We start from the raw sequence: 21,769 nt of genomic DNA, 5'->3' as shown, positions 1-21,769 counted from the left end.
TCTATTAGTGTTAATTATCATTTTTCATCTTTTGGATGTGATCGTAGTCAGGTGTAACGAATAATGTTTTTTGATTGTCATATGTGACAAAACCTGGTTTAGCGCCAGAAGGTTTGTGCACATGTTTGATTTCTGTATAATCTACAGGAATTTGACTTGAATTACCTGCTTTAGAAAAGTAACCAGACAGCATAGCCGCTTCTTTAATCGTTTCATCACTAGGGTTATCATCTAAGATGACGACGTGTGAACCTGGAATATCTTTAGTATGGAACCAAATATGACTTTTATTCGCTTTTTTGTTCGTTAAATAATCATTTTGTTTATTATTTTTACCAACTAAGATTTGTGTACCATCTGTTGCTTGATAACTTTGTAATTTAAGTTCTGTTTTTTTCTTTTTTTTACTTTGTTTACGTTGTTTCATAAAGCCTTGTTCAGCTAATTCATCTCTAATATCATCGATTTCATTAACTGTAATATGTGCAAGTTGTTGTTCAATATTTTCAAAGTAATTAATATTTTCTTTTGTTAATGCAATTTGTTTATCTAACTCGTGGTCCCGCGTTTTCAATCTATTATATTGTTTGTAATAGTATTGTGCATTGACCGATGGCGATTTGGTAGGGTTCAGCGGAATTTTTACTTCTTCATTCGTATAATAGTTCAGCGCAGTTACATTTTCATCGCCTTGTTTAATACGATATATATTGGCAGTAATTAATTCGCCATAAAGTTGTTGTTTATCTTTTTCTTTCGTCGCTTCTTGCTCATCTACAAGTTTACTTAATTTATTTTGATATTTATGCAATTGCTGTTGCACAAATTTCACTAAATCATTTGCACGTTGTTTAACACGTTCTCTTTCGCCACGAGCTTCATAATAACGGTCGAGCAATTCGTTTAATGAATCGTAAACCGTCATGTCATCATGAAATTGTTGTAATTTCATAAAGTAAAAATCTTCTTTTCCCGTTTCATGATTTTTATGAAAGACGGGGGTAGGTTCAGATTTTACTTCTGATAACACTTCGTCAAATGCTTCCGGCAATGTTTCACTTGTCATAAATTTTCTGCGACTCACAATTTCATTAGTTATTAAAGGGCTAAAACCTTCAAAATGATTGAGTAATTGTTTGGCGATTTTGCCACTATTAAAGTCAATATACTGAGTCACTTCAGCACCAGTAACTTCAAATGGATTCATTTTATTTTGAGTTGGCGGCGTTTCGTATTGGAAGCCGGGCATAACAGTTCGATATTGATTAGTATTAGGTGTTAAATGTTTAAAACCTTCGATAATTTTACGTTTGTCGTCGACGAGAATTAAGTTACTGTGTTTACCCATAATTTCCAATATAACAGTACGATAAATCGTATCGCCAATTTCATCTTTACTTTCTACGTCTATTTCAATTCTACGGTCATTGCCGATTTGTTTAATCTCTTTAATAAAGCCACCCTCTAAATGTTTACGGAACACACGTGCAAACATAGGTGGGTCAAAAGGGTTGTCATATTTTTTATTAGTTAGTTGTAACCTAGAAAAACTAGGGTGTATGGATAATAATAGTTGATGGTTTTTACGGTTTTGGCGGACCACCATAATTATTGTATCGTTTTCAGGTTGATTTATTTTGTGGATTCTTCCACTAGTTAAAAATTGTAAAGATTCAACCATTTTTTTCGTGAATAAGCCATCATATGCCATTTAAGTCAGCCACCTTATTTTAAGTCATTCATTTAATTGTAACATGTAGCAATCATTTGGTCACAGGCAAAGATTGTATTAAGTATGCTATACAATTAAAGCTTTGTTATGGTATCATATGTAAATAATATAGTATAGCTTAGAGAGGTTATAAGGAATGGATAATGAGAAAGGTTTGTTGATAGTACTATCTGGGCCATCTGGTGTTGGTAAAGGTACAGTTAGAAAGAAAATATTCGATGATCCATCTACATCTTACAAATATTCTATTTCTATGACGACACGTGAAATGCGCGTTGGAGAAGTCGATGGTGTTGATTACTTTTTCAAATCAAAGGCTGAATTTGAAGAATTAATTAAACAAGACCAATTTATAGAATATGCTGAGTATGTAGGGAATTATTATGGAACTCCTGTTCAATATGTTAAAGATACAATGGACGAAGGTTATGATGTATTTTTAGAAATTGAGGTTGAAGGAGCCAAGCAAGTACGTAAAAAATTTCCTGACGCTTTATTTATATTTCTCGCTCCACCAAGTTTAGACCATTTACGTGAACGTTTAGTTGGTCGAGGCACCGAATCGGATGAGAAAATTCAAAGTCGTGTTAAAGAAGCTAGAAATGAAGTAGAAATGATGAACTTATACGATTATGTTGTTGTTAATGACGAGGTTGAACTAGCTAAACAGCGCATTCAATCAATCGTAGAAGCAGAACATTTAAAAAGAGAACGTATAGAAGCAAGATATAGAAAAATGATATTGGAGGCCAAAAAATAATGTTATACCCACCATTAAACCAATTAACTGCTAAAATAAACTCTAAATATTTAATCGCCACTACTGCTGCAAAGCGTGCGCGTGAATTAGAAGACGTAGAAGATACAGAATTACTTGAACGTTATAGCTCAAAAAAAGCTGTTGGTAGAGCTTTAGAAGAAATAGCTGAAGGTAAAGTTTACCCAGATGGCGTACAAAACTAAATTTTAAGCTAATACGAAAAGCATTGTGAGACATACCTTTAACTTCGAGGTGTGTCTTTTTTATAATCTTAATTTTTTGTGTATAATTAGCGATGAAAGTAAAAAGAGAACGTTAAAATCAAACACTTGCAACATCAAATTAACGTGTTGGTGTTAGTCGAATTGAGTTATATGGAGGTAACTTTTATAATGAAAAATATATTATTAGCAGTTACTGGTGGAATTGCAGCTTATAAAGCTATAGATTTAACTAGTAAATTGTCACAAGCGGGTTATGATGTGCGCGTCATGCTAACAGATAATGCACAAGAATTTGTTACTCCGTTATCATTCCAAGCTATTAGTAGAAATCCCGTCTATACAAACACTTTTCTTGAACAAAATCCTCAAGAAATACAACACGTTGCGCTTGGAGATTGGGCAGATGTTATTATCGTAGCGCCAGCTACTGCAAACACTATTGCTAAGTTAAGTCATGGTATCGCTGATGATATGGTGACTTCAACTTTATTAGCGACGGAAACGCCTAAATTTATCGCACCTGCGATGAACGTGCATATGTACGAAAATAAAAGAACGCAACAAAATATGGCTACATTAAGTGAGGATGGTTACCACTTTATCGAACCGGGCGAAGGTTATTTAGCATGTGGCTATGTTGCTAAAGGACGTATGGAAGAACCGTTACAAATTTTAGCTAAAGTAGAACAATTTATAAACAATAATCAACTAGACGAGGAACTTGACTATAGTACATTTAATGGCAAAAATGCATTAGTTACTGCAGGACCAACAATTGAAGTGCTAGATCCGGTACGCTACTTATCTAATCGTTCATCAGGAAAAATGGGCTATGCCTTAGCAGAAGCATTAGCGAAAAGAGGCGCAAACGTAACACTCGTCAGTGGACCTACACATTTGCCACAACCTCAATCTAAAAATATAAAATTAGTAAAAGTGCAAAGTGCAGATGAAATGTTTGAAGCTGTTGCATCAAGATATGAACAGTTAGATATTGTATTTAAGGCAGCTGCAGTATCAGATTATGCACCGAGTGAAACACTTAATCATAAATTGAAAAAGCAAGATGGAGAATTGTCGGTAACGTTTAAACGCACACCCGATATTTTAAAATATCTAGGTGAACACAAAACACATCAATATTTAGTTGGGTTTGCAGCAGAAACACAAAATATTGATGACTATGCGCAACAAAAGTTAGTCAAAAAAAATGCCGACGTAATTATAGCTAATAATGTAGGCGATAAGTCTATTGGTTTTAGCTCAGACAATAATGATTATACGATGCATTTTGCAACTAAAGATTCTGTTCAACTTGGTAAAGATACTAAAAAAGCGCTCGCTGATAAAATATTAAATGAACTTGAAGCAAGGTGGCAATAATATGATAGCGAAAGTAATCGTTGATATACCGTCTAAAAGTGTTGATTTCACATTTGATTATATTATCCCAACACGATTACAATCTATTCTTCAAATTGGTATGAGAGTTATTGTGCCATTTGGTCCAAGAACAATTCAAGGCTATGTAATGTCAATTACTGAAACACCTGACGAACAACTTGATACTTCAAAATTAAAAGAAATTAAAGAAGTACAAGATATTAAACCAGAATTGACGCCTGAATTAATTGAATTAAGTGAATGGTATAGTCAATATTTCGTAACGAAACGTATTTCTATGTTAGAAGTCATGTTACCTAGCGCAATTAAAGCGAAATATACTAAAGTTTTTAAACTCAATGATGAGCAAATGATGCCATCTTTGTTATTAAGTAAATTTAATAAAGACGGTCAATATCTTTATAAAGAAGCGCAACGTAATGACGATATTACAGAACTCGTGCAATATCTTAATAGCGGTGCCATTACAGAAGAAACGATTTTGTCGCAAAATACAACAAAGAAAAAACAACGTGCCGTTAAAGTTACCGAAGATTATAACTATGATGAAGTTTTACAAACGCTTGAAAAATCGGCCAAACAATACGATTTATATGCATATTTGCTAGATGAAAGACATCATACGGTTTTATTAAGAGATATAGAAGAGATGGGTCTATCTAAATCAAGCATAGATACACTAGCTAAAAAAGGCTACGTTGAAAAATACGACACTGTGGTAGAACGTGATCCATTTGAAACGCGCGTTTTTGAACAAGAAGCAAAACAAGCTTTGACGGAGTCACAACAAGAGGCCTTCGACGCAATCTCAGCAAAAGTAAATGCCCATGAACAACAAACGTTTTTACTTCACGGCGTCACTGGTTCGGGTAAGACAGAAGTTTATTTGCATACTATTGAAGAAGTGTTAGAACTTGGTAGAGAAGCTATGATGTTAGTGCCAGAAATTGCCTTAACACCTCAAATGGTATTACGCTTTAAACGCCGTTTTGGTGATGATGTTGCAGTACTACACTCTGGTTTATCAAAAGGTGAACGTTATGATGAGTGGCAAAAAATCCGTGACGGACGTGCTCGAGTGAGTGTTGGCGCTAGATCAAGCGTATTTGCGCCATTTAAAAATCTAGGGATGATTATTATAGATGAAGAACATGAATCATCTTATAAACAGGAAGATTATCCGCGTTATCATGCTAGAGATATTGCACAGTGGAGAAGCCAGTACCATGATTGCCCTTTGATTTTAGGGAGCGCAACACCTAGTCTAGAAACTTATGCACGTGCAGATAAAAAGGTATATGATTTATTACCGTTACCGACAAGGGTTAATAATCAAGCTATGCCAGAAATCGACATTGTAGATATGCGAGCGGAATTAAGCGAAGGCAATCGTTCAATGTTCTCTAATAAGTTACGAGACGCAATTCAAACCCGTTTAGAAAAGAAAGAACAAATCGTCCTATTTTTAAATAGGCGAGGTTATGCTTCTTTTATGTTGTGTAGAGACTGTGGGCATGTGCCACAATGTCCAAACTGTGATATTTCGTTAACATATCATAAGTCGGCAGACCAGTTAAAATGTCATTATTGTGGCTATCAAGAAACGCCACCAAACTTATGTGCGAATTGTGAAAGTGAACATATTCGTCAAGTTGGAACAGGCACACAGCGTGTGGAAGAATTGTTACAGCGAGAATTTCCTGAAGCTAATATCATTCGCATGGATGTGGATACGACTTCTAGAAAAGGTGCACATGAAAAATTGTTAAATGATTTTGGTGCCGGTAAAGGCGATATATTATTAGGTACACAAATGATCGCTAAAGGTTTAGACTTTCCAAATATAACACTCGTTGGCGTGTTAAATGCTGATACGATGCTAAACTTACCTGATTTTCGTTCGAGTGAACGTACTTTTCAGTTATTAACTCAAGTTGCTGGTAGAGCAGGCAGACATGATAAAGAAGGCGAAGTTTTAATTCAAACCTATAACCCTGATCACTATGCAATTAAAGACGTGCAATTAAATGACTATTTGGCATTTTATGATAAAGAAATGAACTATAGAAAGTTAGGTAAATACCCGCCTTATTTCTTTTTAATTAATTTTACAATTGCACATCAAGATATGAAAAAAGTGATGGAAGCTTCTAAGCATATCCATCAAATTTTAGTGCAACACATATCAGATAAAGCATTTGTTTTAGGGCCGTCACCGGCGGCATTATCTAGAATAAATAACGAGTACCGCTTTCAAATTCTTGTGAAATACAAAAATGAACCGGCATTACATGAAGCATTACAATATTTAGATGATTATTATCATGATGAATATTTAAAACATAAATTGTCATTGAAGATTGATATCAACCCGCATATGATGATGTAACAAAACGCTTTGTAACAGCTAGTTACAAAGCGTTTTTAATTAATTTTCTTAAGACATAGTACTTGTATATAATTATGTGTACAACTATTGCTTAATAACATGTTCTAAAGTTTAATACGCCAAAGTTTGAGTAGTATCGACTAAATTTAAATCTGTTATATTTTCGGCGATAATATTAGGTAATTTTGTACAACCTAGAATAACACTATCTATATTATTACTTTTTATTTTTTTATTTGTTACACAAAAAAACTTTGAATCATTAGAAATTATATTTTTGATAAGTTCATCACTGATAATTTGGTTTAAATGATATATTTCATTTTCGTTAGGTTTAATTAATGAGACATCAATATTTTAGAGAGGGGTTCAAAAGTATTGCTTATTAATGTTTATTTTTAGTCAACAAAACTAAAAAGAGTTTCTAGAAGATATCACAAAATCAATAAAAATTATCTTTATAGTGATAATGCTTTTTCATTAATGAAATTTAATTAAATAAAGCTAGCTTTAATTATTAAAGTATTGTATGATACATTAATACGTCTTAGGGCGTATTTTATGAAGGTTTGTCTACTATACGCCCTAGGGTGTATCTCCAGGCAAACACTCAGACAGCCATCCTTAATCGGGTGGCTTTTTTTAATTTATAAAGAAATGTTCTAAAATAGGATAATTGTTTAATTAATACATAATGTAATATGTTTTTAGATTTATAGTAAGAATTTAAGCATGAAAATAATTGTTCATTGTTATCTAATGAAGATATTTTATATAAGAAATTAAAATGTTTTGATTTTATGGAGTGAGACTGGTAAAAAAAAACACTTCAGTATAAATTCATTTTATATTGTGAATTCACTGAAAGTGCTTTTATTTTATTTTTATATAATAATGTCATCATATAATATTATCCCCAGACTCTTTGTCATTAGCAATGAGTGACTATATTGAAAATGTGCTTGTATTAAGCTTTTTCATCTCTAGTCAACTATACGAGGACGACCTACAAAACTCTTATATTTAAATGATATTTATGACGTGGTTCCAATATAAATTAAAAGTGTTAAAATGTTTAAAAATTCTCTATGAATTAAAGTAATTTATCAGCAAGCATTACAGCTAGTAAATCATTTTGTCTAATAGCTTCTAATTTAATATTAAAACTTTGAGTAACGTAGTTATCCATAGATCTAGGTAGTTCAGATAACATTGCAGAATAATGCTCTAACCATTCGAGCTTATCATTGTATTCCATTTTGCTTAGCGCAAAATTTTTATTGCGACCGTGTCTGAATAGTCGAGTTGTGTATTTTCCTGCAAATTCATCTCTTGTAGCCATGTCTGTATAAACTGTACTATTATATATTGCCTTATATATTTCTCTTATTGTGGCAAAATATTCACGACCGGTACTGTGACTAGATGTTAAATGTGTTCTATTTTCAAAATCATTAACGACTACATATTAATCAACATCTGTTTTTATCGCGTAGTTGCTTGAATTCATTAAAAATTTGACCGTAAATAATTGATCTTCTGCTGTTTTAGCATCTACTCTAAACTTAATATTATGGTCTGTTATGACTTTTTTTCTAAACATTTTTAATACGGATAATGCATAAAACATGCTATTTTTAATAATATTAGCTTGCGGGACGTTGCCATTTTCAAAAATTGCTTTTGGAACACTGCGGCCCTTACCCTCTACACCATACTTTCCTATTATTAAATCACTATTATGTTTAGTACCATAATTATATAAATCCTTCAGTGTTTTCTTATGTAAATAATCATCTGAATCTAAAAAGAAAACATATTCTCCTTCACTTAATTCAAGTCCAGTATTTCTTGGTATACTAGCACTTCCACTATTAACATTTAATTGTTTTACACGAATTAATTCATTGTGCTGAAGCGCGTATTCTTGCGCAATATTTAGCGTATTGTCAGTAGAACAATCGTCTACGATAATTAACTCGTAATCTTGCTTATTCATTGTTTGATTAATAACAGATTCAATCGAGCGTCTAATACATGCTTCGTTATTGTAAGTTGGCATAATAACACTGACTTTTTTCATATATAACTCACCCTTAACTCTATTTTAATTACCTACAAAATGGATAAAGTAAATTAAAATTTTTAGTTATTGAAACTTGTTAAACTGCAATGGCCAACACATAAAAAGAGTCATAGTAAGTTGATTAATCAAACATACTACGACTCTTGAAAAAGCTTGTTAAGTTATAGATTTGTTAGCGTAACTCTTAAGCTAGGCCTCTATATATAAAGATGGTTATATTATGATTGGTCATTAGATGTTTACGTATAAAAAACGGCATATGAATTTATCTTAATTTAAAAATTTTCATAATGTTGTATTTGGTATGTATAAACTCAATAAAAACTTAGATGAATTAAGGTAGTATACTTAAAATTTATCTTTATCTACTATATTAAGTAAAAAATTCAATTAATTTAAAATTTATGTTTAACAAATTTTGTATATACTAATATATTTTAATTCCTTTGGAAACTTATCATGCTGTATACAGACTTAATATGTATCATTATTCAATAGCTCCTGTCTGCACACTTCACGATACTTTTATAATAAGAAAAAGTGATGAGCTTGGCAATATAATTCATTGGAATTTAGCTTTACGTTAAGAAGTATGTCAAATATAGTTTATGATGAGTAAAAAAGGTATGATAAACTTTAACAATACATGACTTTTTTCGCTTCAATAAACTTAATTACCAAGCGTTTAATTATTTAGCAAATACTAATATTAATCAAACAAAGAGGGTGTACTAAGTGAGATATAATCAATTCAATCAACCTATTGGTGAAAGTTTAAACACTTTTAATTTACCATCAAATCCTAAAGTAAGTATTTTAAAAGGCCAATACTGTCGTTTAGAAAAGTTGTCCGAACAGCATATTGATGACTTGTATAATCATTTTAGTTTAGATGATGATGCGCCAAATTGGACGTATCTATCTGAAGAGCCGATTAAGGACAAAAGCGAATTTAAGCAGTATATAAATAATCAAATTAATTCACAAGATCCATACTTTATGGCCATAATTGATCAAAATACAAATGTAGCGCTTGGAGAACTTTCGTTACTGCGAATAAATCCTAACGATGCCTCGATTGAAGTTGGGCATATTCATTTTTCAAACGCACTAAAGCAAACACGTATTGCGACTGAAGCTCATTTTTTATTAGCAAGCTATGTTTTTGAAGAGTTGGGCTATCGTAGATACGAATGGAAATGTGATGACTTTAATCAAGCGTCTATGAATAGTGCGAAAAGATTAGGATTTACTTATGAGGGGACATTTAGACAACATAAAATTTATAAAGAACGTAATAGAAACACGGCATGGTTTTCTATGTTGGATAGTGAGTGGCCTAGTATTAAACAACAATATGAACAATGGTTAACACCAAGTAATTTTGATAATAATGGGCAACAATACGAAAGATTGAATATTCAATAACTATGACAACAAGCATTGTTAAGTAAAAGTATAACTTTTATGAAGATGCTTGTTTTTAATTGCTAAAACATAATATTATTAATTAAAAGACGACAATATAATTTGCACGAAAGTTAAATTTAGTAACGGTCGCAATTTTATGTAAGATAAGTTATAATTATATGATGAATTTTGAGAGGTGGCTTACTAATGACAATTAAACGTTTGGTTGCTAAACAACATCCATTTTTGTCTAAAAAGATTAGTCCTGTTGAAGATTATAATAAAGATCTTGAACAGTTATTATTAGACATAGAAGATACTATGTATGAACAAGAAGCATCAGCATTATGTGCACCACAAATTGGTATTGATAGACAAGTAGCAATCATTGATATGGAGATAGACGGACTTTTACAGTTAATTAATCCAGAAATAGTAAGCCAATCAGATGAAAAAGTAACGGAACTTGAAGGTTCGATTAGCATACCAGATGTATATGGTGAAGTAACAAGAAGTAAGATGATAGTCGTGAAAAGTAATGATAAAGAAGGCAATGAAGTTGAATTAACGGCTTATGATGATGTGGCTAGAATGATATTACATATGGTAGATCATTTTAATGGCATGTTATTCACTGAACGTGTTGACCGATTAATGACTGAATCTGAGATGGAGGCATATTTTAATCATGAGTAATATAATTTTTATGGGAACACCAGATTTTTCAACGACAGTTTTAGAAATGCTTATAGCAGAACATAATGTTATAGCTGTTGTAACACAACCAGATAGACCAGTTGGTAGAAAGAAAAAAATGACGCCACCGCCAGTTAAAGAGATTGCAGTGAAACATGGACTACCAGTTTACCAACCTGAAAAATTAACGCAATCTGAAGAATTAGAGCAACTTATAGCATTAGAGTCAGATTTAATAGTGACGGCTGCTTTTGGTCAATTGTTACCAGAAAAGTTACTAGAAGCACCTAAATTAGGCGCGATAAACGTACACGCATCTTTATTACCAAAATATAGAGGTGGTGCTCCGATACATCAAGCTATTATCGATGGCGAAACAAAAACAGGCATAACAATTATGTATATGGCGAAAAAGCTCGATGCAGGTGATATTATTGCTCAACGTGCAATTGATATTGAACAACAAGACGATGTAGGTACAATGCATGATAAATTAAGTTTCTTAGGCGCTGATTTATTAAAAGAAACATTGCCAGCTATTATTAATGGTACGAATAATAGACAACCACAAGATGATAGTGAAGCTACTTTTGCTTCAAATATTAGTCGAGACGATGAAAAGATTGATTGGCAACAACCAGCAGAAGCAATTTATAACCATATTAGAGGATTATCGCCATGGCCAGTAGCTTATACGATTATGGACGATGCTAACATGAAATTATACGCAGCACATATTGTTACTAATAAAAAGGGCAAACCAGGTGAAATTATAGAAACTACTAAAAAAGCAATTATTGTTGGAACAGGATCACAAGATGCGATTGCTTTAACGGATATTCAAGTTGCGGGTAAAAAACGTATGCTTGCCGCAAATTATTTAAGTGGTGTTCAAACATCATTAGTTGGGAAGGAATTAACATGACGGAAGTATCTGTAAGACGACATGCATTTGACACGTTACAAGCAATTATAAATGATAAAGCGTACAGCAATATCATTATTAACGAAACGCTATCTAATAGTGAAATGAATAGGGCTGACAAAAATTTATATACTGAGATAGTTTACGGTACTTTAGCGAGAAAATATACGTTAGATTATTTTTTAAAGCCATTTGTTCAAACCAAAATTAAAGGGTGGGTGCGCCAATTATTATGGATGAGCATTTATCAATATGTTTATTTAAATAAAATTCCAGAGCACGCCATCATTAATGAAGCGGTAGAGATTGCTAAATATAAAGGTGGCCCACATAACGGTAATGTAGTAAATGGGATTTTACGTAATATTATGCGCAGTGAGCTACCTAAATTTGAAGAAATCACAGATGCTAAAAAACGCATTGCAATTCAATATAGTTTACCTAAATGGTTAGTCGATCATTGGGCGACGCATTTTGGTATAGAAAAAACTGAAGAGATTGCACAGTCTCAACTAGAGAAAGTTAAACAAACCGTAAGAGTCAATACAACAAGAATCAGCGTCGACGATGCAATTTCAAGGCTAGAAAAAGATGGTTTTGAAGTAGTACAAGATCAACATATTGCTATTTGTTTGCATATCAGTGGTCAACCAATTATTGAGTCGCGTATGTTTAAAGATGGCTTAGTATCAATTCAAGATAAAAGTTCAATGTTAGTAGGTGGCATTGTAGCACCTGAAAAAAAAGATGTAATTTTAGATGCGTGTAGTGCGCCAGGTGGCAAAGCATGTCATCTTGCAGAATTAATGGATAATCAAGGGCAAATAGAAGCTACTGATATTCATGAACATAAGATTGATTTGATTAACTTTAATATCAAAAAATTACGATTATCTAACATTTTAAGCTATACACACGACGCCACAGAAAAATATGATAAAGTGTATGATAAGATTTTAGTTGATGCGCCATGTAGTGGTTTGGGTGTGTTACGCCATAAGCCAGAAATTAAATACGAACAAAATAAAGCAACAATAAATAGCCTTGTCGAAACACAATTAGCTATTTTAGATAATGTTAAAGCAAACGTTAAACCTGGCGGTACATTGATTTATTCTACATGTACAATAGAACAGCTAGAAAATGAAAATGTAATTTATACATTTTTAAAAAATAATAAGGACTTTGAATTTGAGCTATTTGTAGACCCGAGAACAGGCGAGCAAGTTAAAACAATGCAAATACTACCCCAAGATTTCAACTCCGATGGTTTCTTTATAACTAAAATAAGACGGAAGGAAAGCTAATTTATGATTACAGCCGAAAAAAAGAAAAAAAATAAATTTTTACCGGATTTTGAGAAACAATCTATTTACTCTTTAAGATATGACGAGATGCAAGATTGGTTGGTAGAACATAAGCAACAAAAGTTTAGAGCAAAACAAATATTCGAATGGTTATACGAAAAGCGTATCAATAGTTTCGACGAAATGACAAACTTATCTAAAGATTTAAGAGAATTATTAGAAGAAAATTTCGTTATGACAACACTTTCTACAGTAGTAAAACAAGAAAGTAAAGATGGTACGATTAAGTTTTTATTTGAACTACAAGATGGATATACAATTGAGACAGTATTAATGAGACATGAGTACGGAAATTCAGTTTGTGTAACAACACAAGTGGGTTGTCGTATTGGTTGTACATTCTGTGCTTCTACTTTAGGTGGATTAAAACGAAATCTTGAAGCTGGAGAAATCGTTTCACAGGTTTTAACAGTACAAAAAGCATTAGATGAAACAGAAGAACGTGTTTCTCAAATCGTTATTATGGGTATCGGTGAACCTTTTGAAAACTATGATGAAATGATGGATTTCTTAAGAATCGTTAACGATGATAATGGTTTAAACATTGGTGCACGTCATATAACTGTATCAACTTCAGGTATTATTCCTAGAATTTATGATTTTGCAGAAGAAGATATTCAAATTAATTTTGCCGTAAGCTTACACGGTGCGAAAGATGAAATTCGTTCACGACTTATGCCTATTAATAGAGCATATAATGTTGAGAAATTAATGGAAGCAATAGAATATTATCAAGAAAAAACAAATCGTCGTATTACATTTGAGTACGGTCTATTTGGTGGAGTGAATGATCAGCTTGAACATGCAAGAGAATTAGCACATTTAATTCAAGATTTAAATTGTCATGTTAACTTAATACCTGTCAATCACGTTCCTGAGCGTAACTATGTAAAGACACCGAAAGAAGATATTTTCAAATTTGAAAAAGAGCTTAAGCGTTTAGGTATTAATGCAACTATTAGAAGAGAACAAGGATCTGACATTGACGCTGCATGTGGTCAATTAAGAGCTAAGGAACGACAAGTAGAAACGAGGTAGAGTTCAAATGCTAAAAGCACAATTTTATACTGACAAAGGTCAATATCGTGAAAACAATGAAGATGCGGGCGGCGTATTTTACAATAAAACAAATCAACAACTATTAGTTTTATGCGATGGCATGGGTGGACATCAAGCGGGTGAAGTGGCTAGTCAATTCGTAACTAAAGAATTGCAACAACGCTTTGAGGAAGAAAACTTAATAGAAGCACATCAAGCTGAAGATTGGTTACGTTCGACGTTAAAAAATATTAATCGCGAGCTTTATCAGTTATCTATTGATCGTCCTGAGTATAGTGGCATGGGAACGACATGTGTTTGTGCATTAGTATTTGACGATTATATCGTTGTTGCAAATATAGGAGACTCTCGTGCTTATTTAGTCAATAGTCGAGATGTTGAACAAATTACAAGTGATCATTCATTCGTTAATCATCTAGTAATGATTGGTCAAATTACTGAAGAAGAAGCATTCAGTCATCCACAACGTAACATTATTACTAAAGTTATGGGCACAGATAAATTAGTATCACCAGATATTTTTGTTAAACGCTTTAACTATTATGATTATCTTATATTAAACTCTGATGGGCTAACAGATTATGTTAGAGATAATCAACTTCAAGAAATTATCGAGGATAACGATTCTATTGATAGTATTGGCTCAAAATTAATAGAAGTAGCATTAGCTAATGATTCAAATGATAATATAAGTTTTGTCCTCGCTGAGATTGAAGGTGACAAAGTATGATAGGCAAAGTAATAAATGACCGTTATGAAGTGCTTGAAAAACTTGGTGGCGGCGGGATGAGTGTTGTCTATCTTGCTGAAGACACAATTTTAAAGCGTAAAGTTGCAATAAAAGCTATTTCTATCCCTGCAAATGAAAAAGAAGAAACAATTGAGCGTTTTGAAAGAGAAGTACATAACTTAACGCAACTTGCTCATAAAAATATTGTAAATGTGTATGACGTAACCGAAAATGATGAATGTTTTTTCATAGTTATGGAATATATTGATGGGCCAACGCTTTCTGAATATATAGCGAATCATCAACCGTTAGATATTCAAACTATCATTAATTTTACTGAACAAATTATTGAAGGCATAAAACACGCTCATGAAACTAGAATAGTGCATAGAGATATCAAACCGCAAAATATCTTAATCGAAAAAGATAAAACTTTAAAGATTTTAGATTTTGGTATCGCTAAAGCATTAAGCGAAACGACTATGACGCAAACGAATCATGTACTCGGTACAGTACAATACTTATCACCAGAACAAGCTCGCGGAGAATCTACGGACAGTGGTACAGATATTTATTCTATTGGTGTCGTACTATATGAAATGTTAGTTGGCAAACCTCCTTATAATGGTGAAAATGCCATAAGCATCGCAATTAAACATATTCAAGACGATATGCCAAACCCTACTGACCAGCGCAAGGACGTGCCTCAAGCGTTAAGTAATGTTGTATTAAAAGCCACGGAAAAAGATAAAAAAGATCGTTACCAATCTGTTAATGAAATGCAAGAAGATTTAAAGAGTGCTTTGTCAGACGATCGCATTAACGAAGCTAAATATGTATCTGAAGATATGGCTACGACAACGATGGAATTTGATAAAAATGAAATCAAAGAGCGTGCCAGACAAGAAGATAACAATAATATTGAACAGACAATGCAAATTCCAATTGTGGATCACCAAAAGTTCCAATCGAGTGAAGAGCATATTTTTGCTGTTCCTCCTAAAAAAAGATCGAAAAAGAAAAAGTTTTTTTATGCTTTCATTTTAGTTATATTACTTTGCGGTCTATTTAGCTTTGTAGCTATGGGAATGTTTGGTAATAAATATTTAGAAACACCTAATTTATCTGGTAAAACAGAGAAACAAGCAGAATCTATTTTAGCTCAGAAAAAGCTTAAATTAGGTGAAACATCTCGTGCATATAGTGATAAATACGGTGAAAATAAAATTATTAAAACGACACCGAAAAAAGGTTCGAGATTAAAACAAAATAGTAAAGTTGATATTGTCTTATCCAAAGGGCCACAAACGGCTAAAATGCCTCAATTATATGGCGTGCCAAAAGACGAAGCGGTTAAAAAATTAAAGGACTTAGGCTTTAAAAATGTAAAAGTAGATAGGGCTTATACAAAAAATAATATGGCCAAAGGATTAATTGAAAAGCAAAATATTGCGGCAGGTAATAATGTTAAATTAAGCAGTAACAATATTAAATTAACGGAATCGTTAGGTGTTAAACAAGTTTACGTTGAGGACTTTGAAGACAAGTCATTTAAAGATGCTCAGTCTAAATTAGAAGATAAAGGTTTTAACGTTGTCGTAACTTCCGAAAAAAATGACGACCACGTTAGTAAAGGATCTGTTATTAGTCAGTCACCTAAAGATAAAGAAGTCGATGAAGGTTCTACAATCTCCTTTGTTGTCTCTAAAGGTAAAGAGAAAAAAGATGATGACGACAAAGACAAGACAGATAAAAAAGATGACAAAGATAAGAGTAAAGATGATGACGATGAAGATATGACTAAAACTTATACGCAAACAGTTGTCGTACCTTATACTGGTAAAGACGATAAAAGCCAAGAAGTAAAAGTATATATTAGAGATAAAGATAACTCTGGATCATCGGTAGCTCAAACTTATAAAATTAAAGACGATAAAACAATTAAAATTCCGATGAAGATTGCTAAAGGAAAAACGGCAGGTTATACAGTTCGAGTGGATGACAAAGTAGTGTCAGACAAAGATATTCCATATGATTTTTAATTGTAAATAGAGGTTTAGACAAGTTTTAATAGTCATTATTAAAATTTGTCTTACCTCTTTTGTTTTATTTATAGGTTATTTATTATTTAAAATAACTATGCTTTGCTATAATAAGAAAAGTAATAGTAATGAAAAGAGGTGCAAATTTGAAAACTGGACGTATCATTAAATCGCTAAGTGGTGTATATCGTGTTGATGTACAAGGAGAAATGTATGATACAAAGCCGCGAGGTTTATTTAGAAAAAATAAGTTTTCTCCGATAGTTGGTGATGTCGTGGACTTTGATGTTGAAAACAAAACAGAAGGTTATATTCAACATATACATGAACGAAAAAACGAATTGAAGAGACCACCGGTGAGTAATATTGATCACTTAATTATCGTGATGAGTGCAGTAGAACCTGATTTTTCAACGCAATTATTAGATAGGTTTTTAGTTATAGCACATTCATATCATTTACGTCCTCAAATTTTAATTACTAAAAAAGATTTAGCGACGTCAGAAGTACAACAAAACATTCAGCAACAACTTGCTACTTATGCTGAGATAGGATATCAAATTCAATTTATCGGCAAAGATAGTAATATTGACACAATATTTAATGAATGGGGAGAAGGTTTAGCAGTATTAAGTGGACAGTCAGGAGTTGGGAAATCTACATTGTTAAATCATTATTTTCCTGAATTACAACTTGAAACACAACATATTTCTAAATCATTGAATCGTGGTCGACATACAACACGCCATGTTGAGTTATTTGAAAGAAGTAATGGTTTTATTGCAGATACCCCAGGATTTAGCGCTTTAGATTTTGACCACATTCAAAAAAATGAAGTAAAAGAATATTTTATAGATATTAATGAATTTGGCGAATCATGTAAATTTAGAGATTGTAATCACATTAATGAGCCAAAATGTAATGTAAAAGAAGAATTGGCTCAAGGCAATCTTGCTCAATTTAGATATGATCATTATGTTCAATTGTTTAACGAGATTAGTAACAGAAAGGAAAGATATTAAATGGCAAAGATATTCCCATCTCTATTATCAGCAGATTTTTTAAATTTAAATGAAGAGTTAGCAAACTTAGAAGCAGCAGGCGTGGATGGCGTTCATTTTGACGTAATGGATGGTCAATTTGTTCCTAACATTTCAATAGGCATACCTGTTCTTGAAGCAGTTCGTAAAGGTACATCTTTACCTATAGATGTGCATTTAATGATTGAATCACCTGAAAAATATATTGAATTATTTGCAGACAGTGGTGCGGATATGATTTCTGTTCATGTCGAAGCAACGCCACATATACATAGAGTAATTCAACAAATCAAAAATGCTAAGAAAAAAGCTGGTGTTGTCATCAATCCAGGTACACCAGTAGAATCAATTCTACCTGTCATCGATATGGTCGACTATGTATTAGTAATGACGGTGAATCCAGGTTTTGGTGGCCAAGCGTTTATCGATTCAACAGTAACGAAATTAAAACAACTATCTAGCGTTAAATCAGCCAATAATTTAACATTTGATATTGAAGTTGATGGTGGTATTAACGATAAGACAGTAGATAAGGTTATTGAAAATGGTGCAACGATGTTAGTTGCTGGTTCATACTTCTTTGGACATCAAAATTACAATGATGCAGTAAAACAGTTAAAAGGATGATGTTATGCATATAAACTTATTGTGTAGCGATAGAAACACGCCCGAGCATTTATTAAATAATAAAAGTGAAGAAAAATGGGGTGGCGTAGATCGAGGCGCTTTAATTCTATATCAAAATAATATCGAACCTGAATTTACGATTGGCGATTTTGATTCGGTTAATGATGAAGAAAGACAAGTATTAACTGACCAATTTGGCATCAATCCGGTTAAAGCAGAAAAAGATGATACGGATTTAGCAATAGCCGTTGAAGAAGCCGTACAACGTGGTTTTTTAGAAATTCATATTTATGGTGCCACTGGTGGTAGGTTAGACCATTTTATGGGCGCATTACAAATTCTGGAAAAACCTGAATATCAGCGATTAAATGTAAAAATAATTATTATTGATCAACAAAATGTAATACAATATTTAACTGCTGGTTGTTACAATATACAACAGCAAGCAAACTTTAAATATGTTTCCTTTATACCCGTTAATTATCCTACATCTATTTCATTAATCAATTTTAAATATCCGTTAGAGCATCAAAATTTAGAACAAGGTTCTACATTAACTATATCTAATGAGTTGGATGGGCAATCAGGCGTCGTTGAACTACATGAAGGCGCAGTCCTAATGATACAATCAACGGATAAATGACAAATAAAAAAGACCAATCCTCCACATAAGGATTGGTCTTTATTGTGCATTATATTTATTAAACTCTAGTAACTTTACCAGATTTTAAAGCACGTGCAGAAACCCAAACTTTTTTAGGTTTTCCGTCTACAAGAATTCTAACTTTTTGAAGGTTAGCATTCCATCTACGTTTCGTAGCGTTTAAAGCGTGTGAACGATTGTTACCAGTTGAAGCTTTACGACCTGTTACGTAACATTGTTTGCCCATGAAAGTACCTCCTTTAATAAATATAAATACACGTATCTACTACATACTTGATAAATGTACCATATTTAATAAATCAAAGCAATAAATTTTAATATTATTGACTATTTTGCTTTTAGATGTAACAAAATATGCTATAATAATGCGAAATGAAATATTGTAACAATTAGCGGTTGCATATCTTTATTGACGCAAAGCAAAAATGAAACGAAACAATTACTACACAAATTGGAGGGTAACGACAATGACATTGGAAATAAACAATGATTACGGGAACATAGATATTTCTAATGATGTTATCGCTACTGTAGTTGGTAGCAAAGTTGTTGAGTGTTATGGCATTGTTGGAATGGCATCCAAACAACAAGTTAGAGATGGCATAGCTGAAATATTAGGCCGTGAAAATTATGCTAAAGGTATAGTTATTCATAGCACAAATGACAGTATCAACGTTGATATGTATGTTATTGTAAGCTATGGCGTGAAAATTTCAGAAGTAGCTAGTAATGTACAAGCGACGGTAAAATATACGTTAGAACAATCTTTAAAAGTAAAAATTAATGCTATAAATATACATGTACAAGGTTTAAGAATTAATAATGGTAAGGACAATTAGGAGGACATTACATAATGGTACGTATAATAGATGGTAAATTATTTGCGGATATGATTTTTCAAGGAGCGCAAAATTTATCAAATAATGCAGAATTGGTAGATTCACTAAATGTTTATCCAGTGCCAGATGGTGATACTGGAACAAACATGAATTTAACAATGACTTCAGGGAAAGAAGCGATTGAGCAAAATCTATCTACGCATATTGGCGAACAAGGTAAAACTTTTGCTAAAGGATTGTTAATGGGCGCAAGAGGTAACTCAGGTGTCATACTATCACAAATATTTAGAGGATTTTGTCAAAATTTAGAACAATTTGAAACAATCGACGCAAAACAATTTGCTGAAAGTATTCAATCTGGGGTAAAAACAGCATACAATGCCATTATGAAACCAGTAGAAGGTACTATTTTAACTGTTGCTAAGGATGCAGGAGCTGCAGCGTTAGAAAAAATGGAACATACCGAAGATTGCATTGAATTATTAACTTATGTAGTTGAGGCAGCTAATAAATCATTAGAAAATACACCGAATTTATTGCCAGTGTTAAAAGAAGTGGGTGTCGTAGATAGTGGTGGCAAAGGTTTAGTACTTATTTATGAAGGATTTTTAAGTGCGCTTAAAGGTGAAACAATTGCTAGCAATAAAGCCAAAGTTGGAACAGATCCAATTGTTCATGAAGCACACGACTTTCATGGTGTCATTAGTACGGATGATATAAAGTACGGATATTGTACTGAAATGATGGTACGATTTGATAGTCAGCTAAAAGAATTTGATGAAAATGAATTTAGAGAAGATATGAGTAAATTTGGTGATTCATTACTCGTAATTAATGACGATGAAATTGTCAAAGTACATGTTCATACTGAAAAACCAGGTGAAGTATTTAATTATGGACAACAATACGGTGAATTAATTAAACTTAAAGTTGAAAACATGAGAGAACAACATAGAGAAGTGTTAAGAAAAGAACAACATAATCAACCTAAGTCTGAAACGGTTGATACAGCAATAATTACGATTTCAATGGGCGAAGGTATTTCTGAATTATTTAAATCGATGGGTGCTACTAATGTTATTAGTGGTGGTCAAACGATGAACCCTTCTACTCAAGATATCGTCAAAGTTATTGAACAAACACAATGCAAACGTGCGATAATTTTACCTAATAATAAAAATATATTAATGGCGAGTGAACAAGCAGCAGATTTAGTTGATGCTGAAGCAGTCGTTATACCTACAAAATCAATTCCACAAGGTATAGCAGCACTGTTCAATTTAGACAGTAATGATAGCTTAGAGGATAATAAAGAACGTATGATTCAATCACTTGAAACTGTTAAGTCGGGTGCTATAACTTACGCGGTAAGAGATACAAAAATTGATGGCGTGGACGTTAAAGAAAATGACTTTATTGGTTTGCAAGAGGATAAAATTGTAGCTACACATGCTAATCAAGTTGAAGCTATCAAAGCATTGTTAGCTAACATGATTGAAGAAGATAGTGAAATTATTACTATTATTGCAGGCGCAGAAGCTACGAGTGATAATACTGAACAAACAATCGATTGGTTAGAAGCGAAATATCCTGAAATTGAAATAGATCAACATGACGGTCAACAACCCGTTTATCCATATTTATTTGCAGTAGAATAAAACAGCTATTGAAATAATACGTAATTAGGCTACAGCTTAATTACGTATATTTTTGTGTTGTATTGTGCGTCATTCTTATAAATTTTGCAGGGCTGAACTGGTATATTATTTATTTAT

At 32.6% G+C, this 21,769-nt stretch carries 19 protein-coding genes and 1 pseudogene; 16 read left to right on the top strand and 4 right to left on the bottom strand.

The window, feature by feature from the left end; all coding sequences use genetic code 11:
• Positions 1–10: 10 nt before the first annotated feature.
• Positions 11–1,711 (bottom strand): Rqc2 family fibronectin-binding protein, encoded by a 1,701-nt coding sequence (locus C7J89_RS09805; RefSeq protein ID WP_103294973.1) that lies wholly within the window; start codon positions 1,709–1,711, stop codon positions 11–13.
• A 157-nt stretch (positions 1,712–1,868) separates the two neighbouring features.
• Between C7J89_RS09805 and gmk the strand changes: the two genes are divergently transcribed.
• The 4 genes from gmk to priA all read left to right on the top strand — a co-directional run bounded on the left by gmk (position 1,869) and on the right by priA (position 6,509).
• A complete protein-coding gene (gene gmk, locus C7J89_RS09800; protein WP_061854884.1) occupies positions 1,869–2,492 on the top strand; it encodes a guanylate kinase in 624 nt (207 codons plus the stop codon).
• Positions 2,492–2,695 carry a DNA-directed RNA polymerase subunit omega gene (gene rpoZ, locus C7J89_RS09795; RefSeq protein ID WP_061854883.1) on the top strand — a complete coding sequence of 68 codons (204 nt, stop codon included), beginning with the start codon at positions 2,492–2,494 and terminating at the stop codon, positions 2,693–2,695. Before gmk ends, rpoZ begins: the two co-directional genes overlap by 1 nt.
• A gap of 189 nt (positions 2,696–2,884) precedes the next feature.
• Positions 2,885–4,099, top strand: a complete 1,215-nt coding sequence (gene coaBC, locus C7J89_RS09790; protein WP_061854882.1) for a bifunctional phosphopantothenoylcysteine decarboxylase/phosphopantothenate--cysteine ligase CoaBC — start codon at positions 2,885–2,887, stop codon at positions 4,097–4,099.
• A gap of 1 nt (position 4,100) precedes the next feature.
• Positions 4,101–6,509, top strand: coding sequence for a primosomal protein N' (gene priA / locus C7J89_RS09785; protein ID WP_103294972.1), 2,409 nt, complete (start codon positions 4,101–4,103; stop codon positions 6,507–6,509).
• A gap of 1,093 nt (positions 6,510–7,602) precedes the next feature.
• Here priA and C7J89_RS13430 read toward each other — a convergent pair.
• A pseudogene (locus C7J89_RS13430) lies at positions 7,603–7,905 on the bottom strand (glycosyltransferase family 2 protein); the annotation flags it as partial.
• Between the two features lie 72 nt (positions 7,906–7,977).
• The gene (locus C7J89_RS13425; protein ID WP_233432431.1) at positions 7,978–8,592 is read right to left on the bottom strand and encodes a glycosyltransferase family 2 protein; all 615 of its coding nucleotides are present in this window, start codon (positions 8,590–8,592) and stop codon (positions 7,978–7,980) included.
• Between the two features lie 738 nt (positions 8,593–9,330).
• On the opposite strand from C7J89_RS13425, the gene C7J89_RS09770 reads away from it, so the two are divergent.
• From C7J89_RS09770 to C7J89_RS09725, 10 genes are all read left to right on the top strand, one after another.
• On the top strand, positions 9,331–10,023 hold the full coding sequence (locus tag C7J89_RS09770) for a GNAT family N-acetyltransferase (RefSeq protein ID WP_103294971.1): 693 nt from the start codon (positions 9,331–9,333) through the stop codon (positions 10,021–10,023).
• A 189-nt stretch (positions 10,024–10,212) separates the two neighbouring features.
• A complete protein-coding gene (locus tag C7J89_RS09765) occupies positions 10,213–10,701 on the top strand; it encodes a peptide deformylase (protein ID WP_103294970.1) in 489 nt (162 codons plus the stop codon).
• On the top strand, positions 10,694–11,626 hold the full coding sequence (gene fmt / locus C7J89_RS09760; protein WP_103294969.1) for a methionyl-tRNA formyltransferase: 933 nt from the start codon (positions 10,694–10,696) through the stop codon (positions 11,624–11,626). Before C7J89_RS09765 ends, fmt begins: the two co-directional genes overlap by 8 nt.
• Entirely contained in the window at positions 11,623–12,933 is a 1,311-nt protein-coding gene (rsmB, locus tag C7J89_RS09755; protein ID WP_103294968.1) for a 16S rRNA (cytosine(967)-C(5))-methyltransferase RsmB, read from the top strand. Before fmt ends, rsmB begins: the two co-directional genes overlap by 4 nt.
• Before the next feature lie 3 nt (positions 12,934–12,936).
• Positions 12,937–14,031, top strand: coding sequence for a dual-specificity RNA methyltransferase RlmN (gene rlmN, locus C7J89_RS09750; RefSeq protein ID WP_061854875.1), 1,095 nt, complete (start codon positions 12,937–12,939; stop codon positions 14,029–14,031).
• Between the two features lie 7 nt (positions 14,032–14,038).
• Positions 14,039–14,782 carry a Stp1/IreP family PP2C-type Ser/Thr phosphatase gene (locus C7J89_RS09745; RefSeq protein WP_061854874.1) on the top strand — a complete coding sequence of 248 codons (744 nt, stop codon included), beginning with the start codon at positions 14,039–14,041 and terminating at the stop codon, positions 14,780–14,782.
• Positions 14,779–16,824, top strand: coding sequence for a Stk1 family PASTA domain-containing Ser/Thr kinase (pknB, locus tag C7J89_RS09740; protein WP_103294967.1), 2,046 nt, complete (start codon positions 14,779–14,781; stop codon positions 16,822–16,824). The genes C7J89_RS09745 and pknB overlap by 4 nt, the downstream gene beginning before the upstream one ends.
• Positions 16,825–16,970: 146 nt before the next feature.
• Positions 16,971–17,846, top strand: a complete 876-nt coding sequence (gene rsgA / locus C7J89_RS09735; protein ID WP_103294966.1) for a ribosome small subunit-dependent GTPase A — start codon at positions 16,971–16,973, stop codon at positions 17,844–17,846.
• Positions 17,847–18,491: a ribulose-phosphate 3-epimerase gene (gene rpe, locus C7J89_RS09730; RefSeq protein WP_103294965.1), complete on the top strand. Its 645-nt coding sequence runs from the start codon at positions 17,847–17,849 to the stop codon at positions 18,489–18,491.
• 4 nt (positions 18,492–18,495) lie between these two features.
• On the top strand, positions 18,496–19,134 hold the full coding sequence (locus C7J89_RS09725; protein ID WP_061854870.1) for a thiamine diphosphokinase: 639 nt from the start codon (positions 18,496–18,498) through the stop codon (positions 19,132–19,134).
• A gap of 58 nt (positions 19,135–19,192) precedes the next feature.
• Here C7J89_RS09725 and rpmB read toward each other — a convergent pair whose 3' ends face one another.
• Positions 19,193–19,381 (bottom strand): 50S ribosomal protein L28, encoded by a 189-nt coding sequence (gene rpmB / locus C7J89_RS09720; protein ID WP_061854869.1) that lies wholly within the window; start codon positions 19,379–19,381, stop codon positions 19,193–19,195.
• A 241-nt stretch (positions 19,382–19,622) separates the two neighbouring features.
• Here rpmB and C7J89_RS09715 point away from each other — a divergent pair, with 241 nt between their 5' ends.
• A complete protein-coding gene (locus tag C7J89_RS09715) occupies positions 19,623–19,994 on the top strand; it encodes an Asp23/Gls24 family envelope stress response protein (RefSeq protein WP_061854868.1) in 372 nt (123 codons plus the stop codon).
• A 14-nt stretch (positions 19,995–20,008) separates the two neighbouring features.
• Positions 20,009–21,652, top strand: a complete 1,644-nt coding sequence (gene fakA, locus C7J89_RS09710) for a fatty acid kinase catalytic subunit FakA (RefSeq protein ID WP_103294964.1) — start codon at positions 20,009–20,011, stop codon at positions 21,650–21,652.
• Positions 21,653–21,769: the final 117 nt, after the last annotated feature.

Origin of the sequence: Staphylococcus kloosii, from assembly GCF_003019255.1 — a bacterium.
Lineage (GTDB): Bacteria > Bacillota > Bacilli > Staphylococcales > Staphylococcaceae > Staphylococcus > Staphylococcus kloosii.
Note: the sequence above shows the minus strand (reverse complement) of the source record. Positions and strands in the feature narration are given on the sequence as shown.

Coding starts and splice junctions, on each gene's coding strand:
- C7J89_RS09805 (WP_103294973.1), bottom strand. CDS start 1,711: ATGGCATATGATGGCTTATTCACGAAAAAAATGGTTGAATCTTTACAA.
- gmk (WP_061854884.1), top strand. CDS start 1,869: ATGGATAATGAGAAAGGTTTGTTGATAGTACTATCTGGGCCATCTGGT.
- rpoZ (WP_061854883.1), top strand. CDS start 2,492: ATGTTATACCCACCATTAAACCAATTAACTGCTAAAATAAACTCTAAA.
- coaBC (WP_061854882.1), top strand. CDS start 2,885: ATGAAAAATATATTATTAGCAGTTACTGGTGGAATTGCAGCTTATAAA.
- priA (WP_103294972.1), top strand. CDS start 4,101: ATGATAGCGAAAGTAATCGTTGATATACCGTCTAAAAGTGTTGATTTC.
- C7J89_RS13425 (WP_233432431.1), bottom strand. CDS start 8,592: ATGAAAAAAGTCAGTGTTATTATGCCAACTTACAATAACGAAGCATGT.
- C7J89_RS09765 (WP_103294970.1), top strand. CDS start 10,213: ATGACAATTAAACGTTTGGTTGCTAAACAACATCCATTTTTGTCTAAA.
- fmt (WP_103294969.1), top strand. CDS start 10,694: ATGAGTAATATAATTTTTATGGGAACACCAGATTTTTCAACGACAGTT.
- rsmB (WP_103294968.1), top strand. CDS start 11,623: ATGACGGAAGTATCTGTAAGACGACATGCATTTGACACGTTACAAGCA.
- rlmN (WP_061854875.1), top strand. CDS start 12,937: ATGATTACAGCCGAAAAAAAGAAAAAAAATAAATTTTTACCGGATTTT.
- C7J89_RS09745 (WP_061854874.1), top strand. CDS start 14,039: ATGCTAAAAGCACAATTTTATACTGACAAAGGTCAATATCGTGAAAAC.
- pknB (WP_103294967.1), top strand. CDS start 14,779: ATGATAGGCAAAGTAATAAATGACCGTTATGAAGTGCTTGAAAAACTT.
- rpe (WP_103294965.1), top strand. CDS start 17,847: ATGGCAAAGATATTCCCATCTCTATTATCAGCAGATTTTTTAAATTTA.
- C7J89_RS09725 (WP_061854870.1), top strand. CDS start 18,496: ATGCATATAAACTTATTGTGTAGCGATAGAAACACGCCCGAGCATTTA.
- rpmB (WP_061854869.1), bottom strand. CDS start 19,381: ATGGGCAAACAATGTTACGTAACAGGTCGTAAAGCTTCAACTGGTAAC.
- C7J89_RS09715 (WP_061854868.1), top strand. CDS start 19,623: ATGACATTGGAAATAAACAATGATTACGGGAACATAGATATTTCTAAT.
- fakA (WP_103294964.1), top strand. CDS start 20,009: ATGGTACGTATAATAGATGGTAAATTATTTGCGGATATGATTTTTCAA.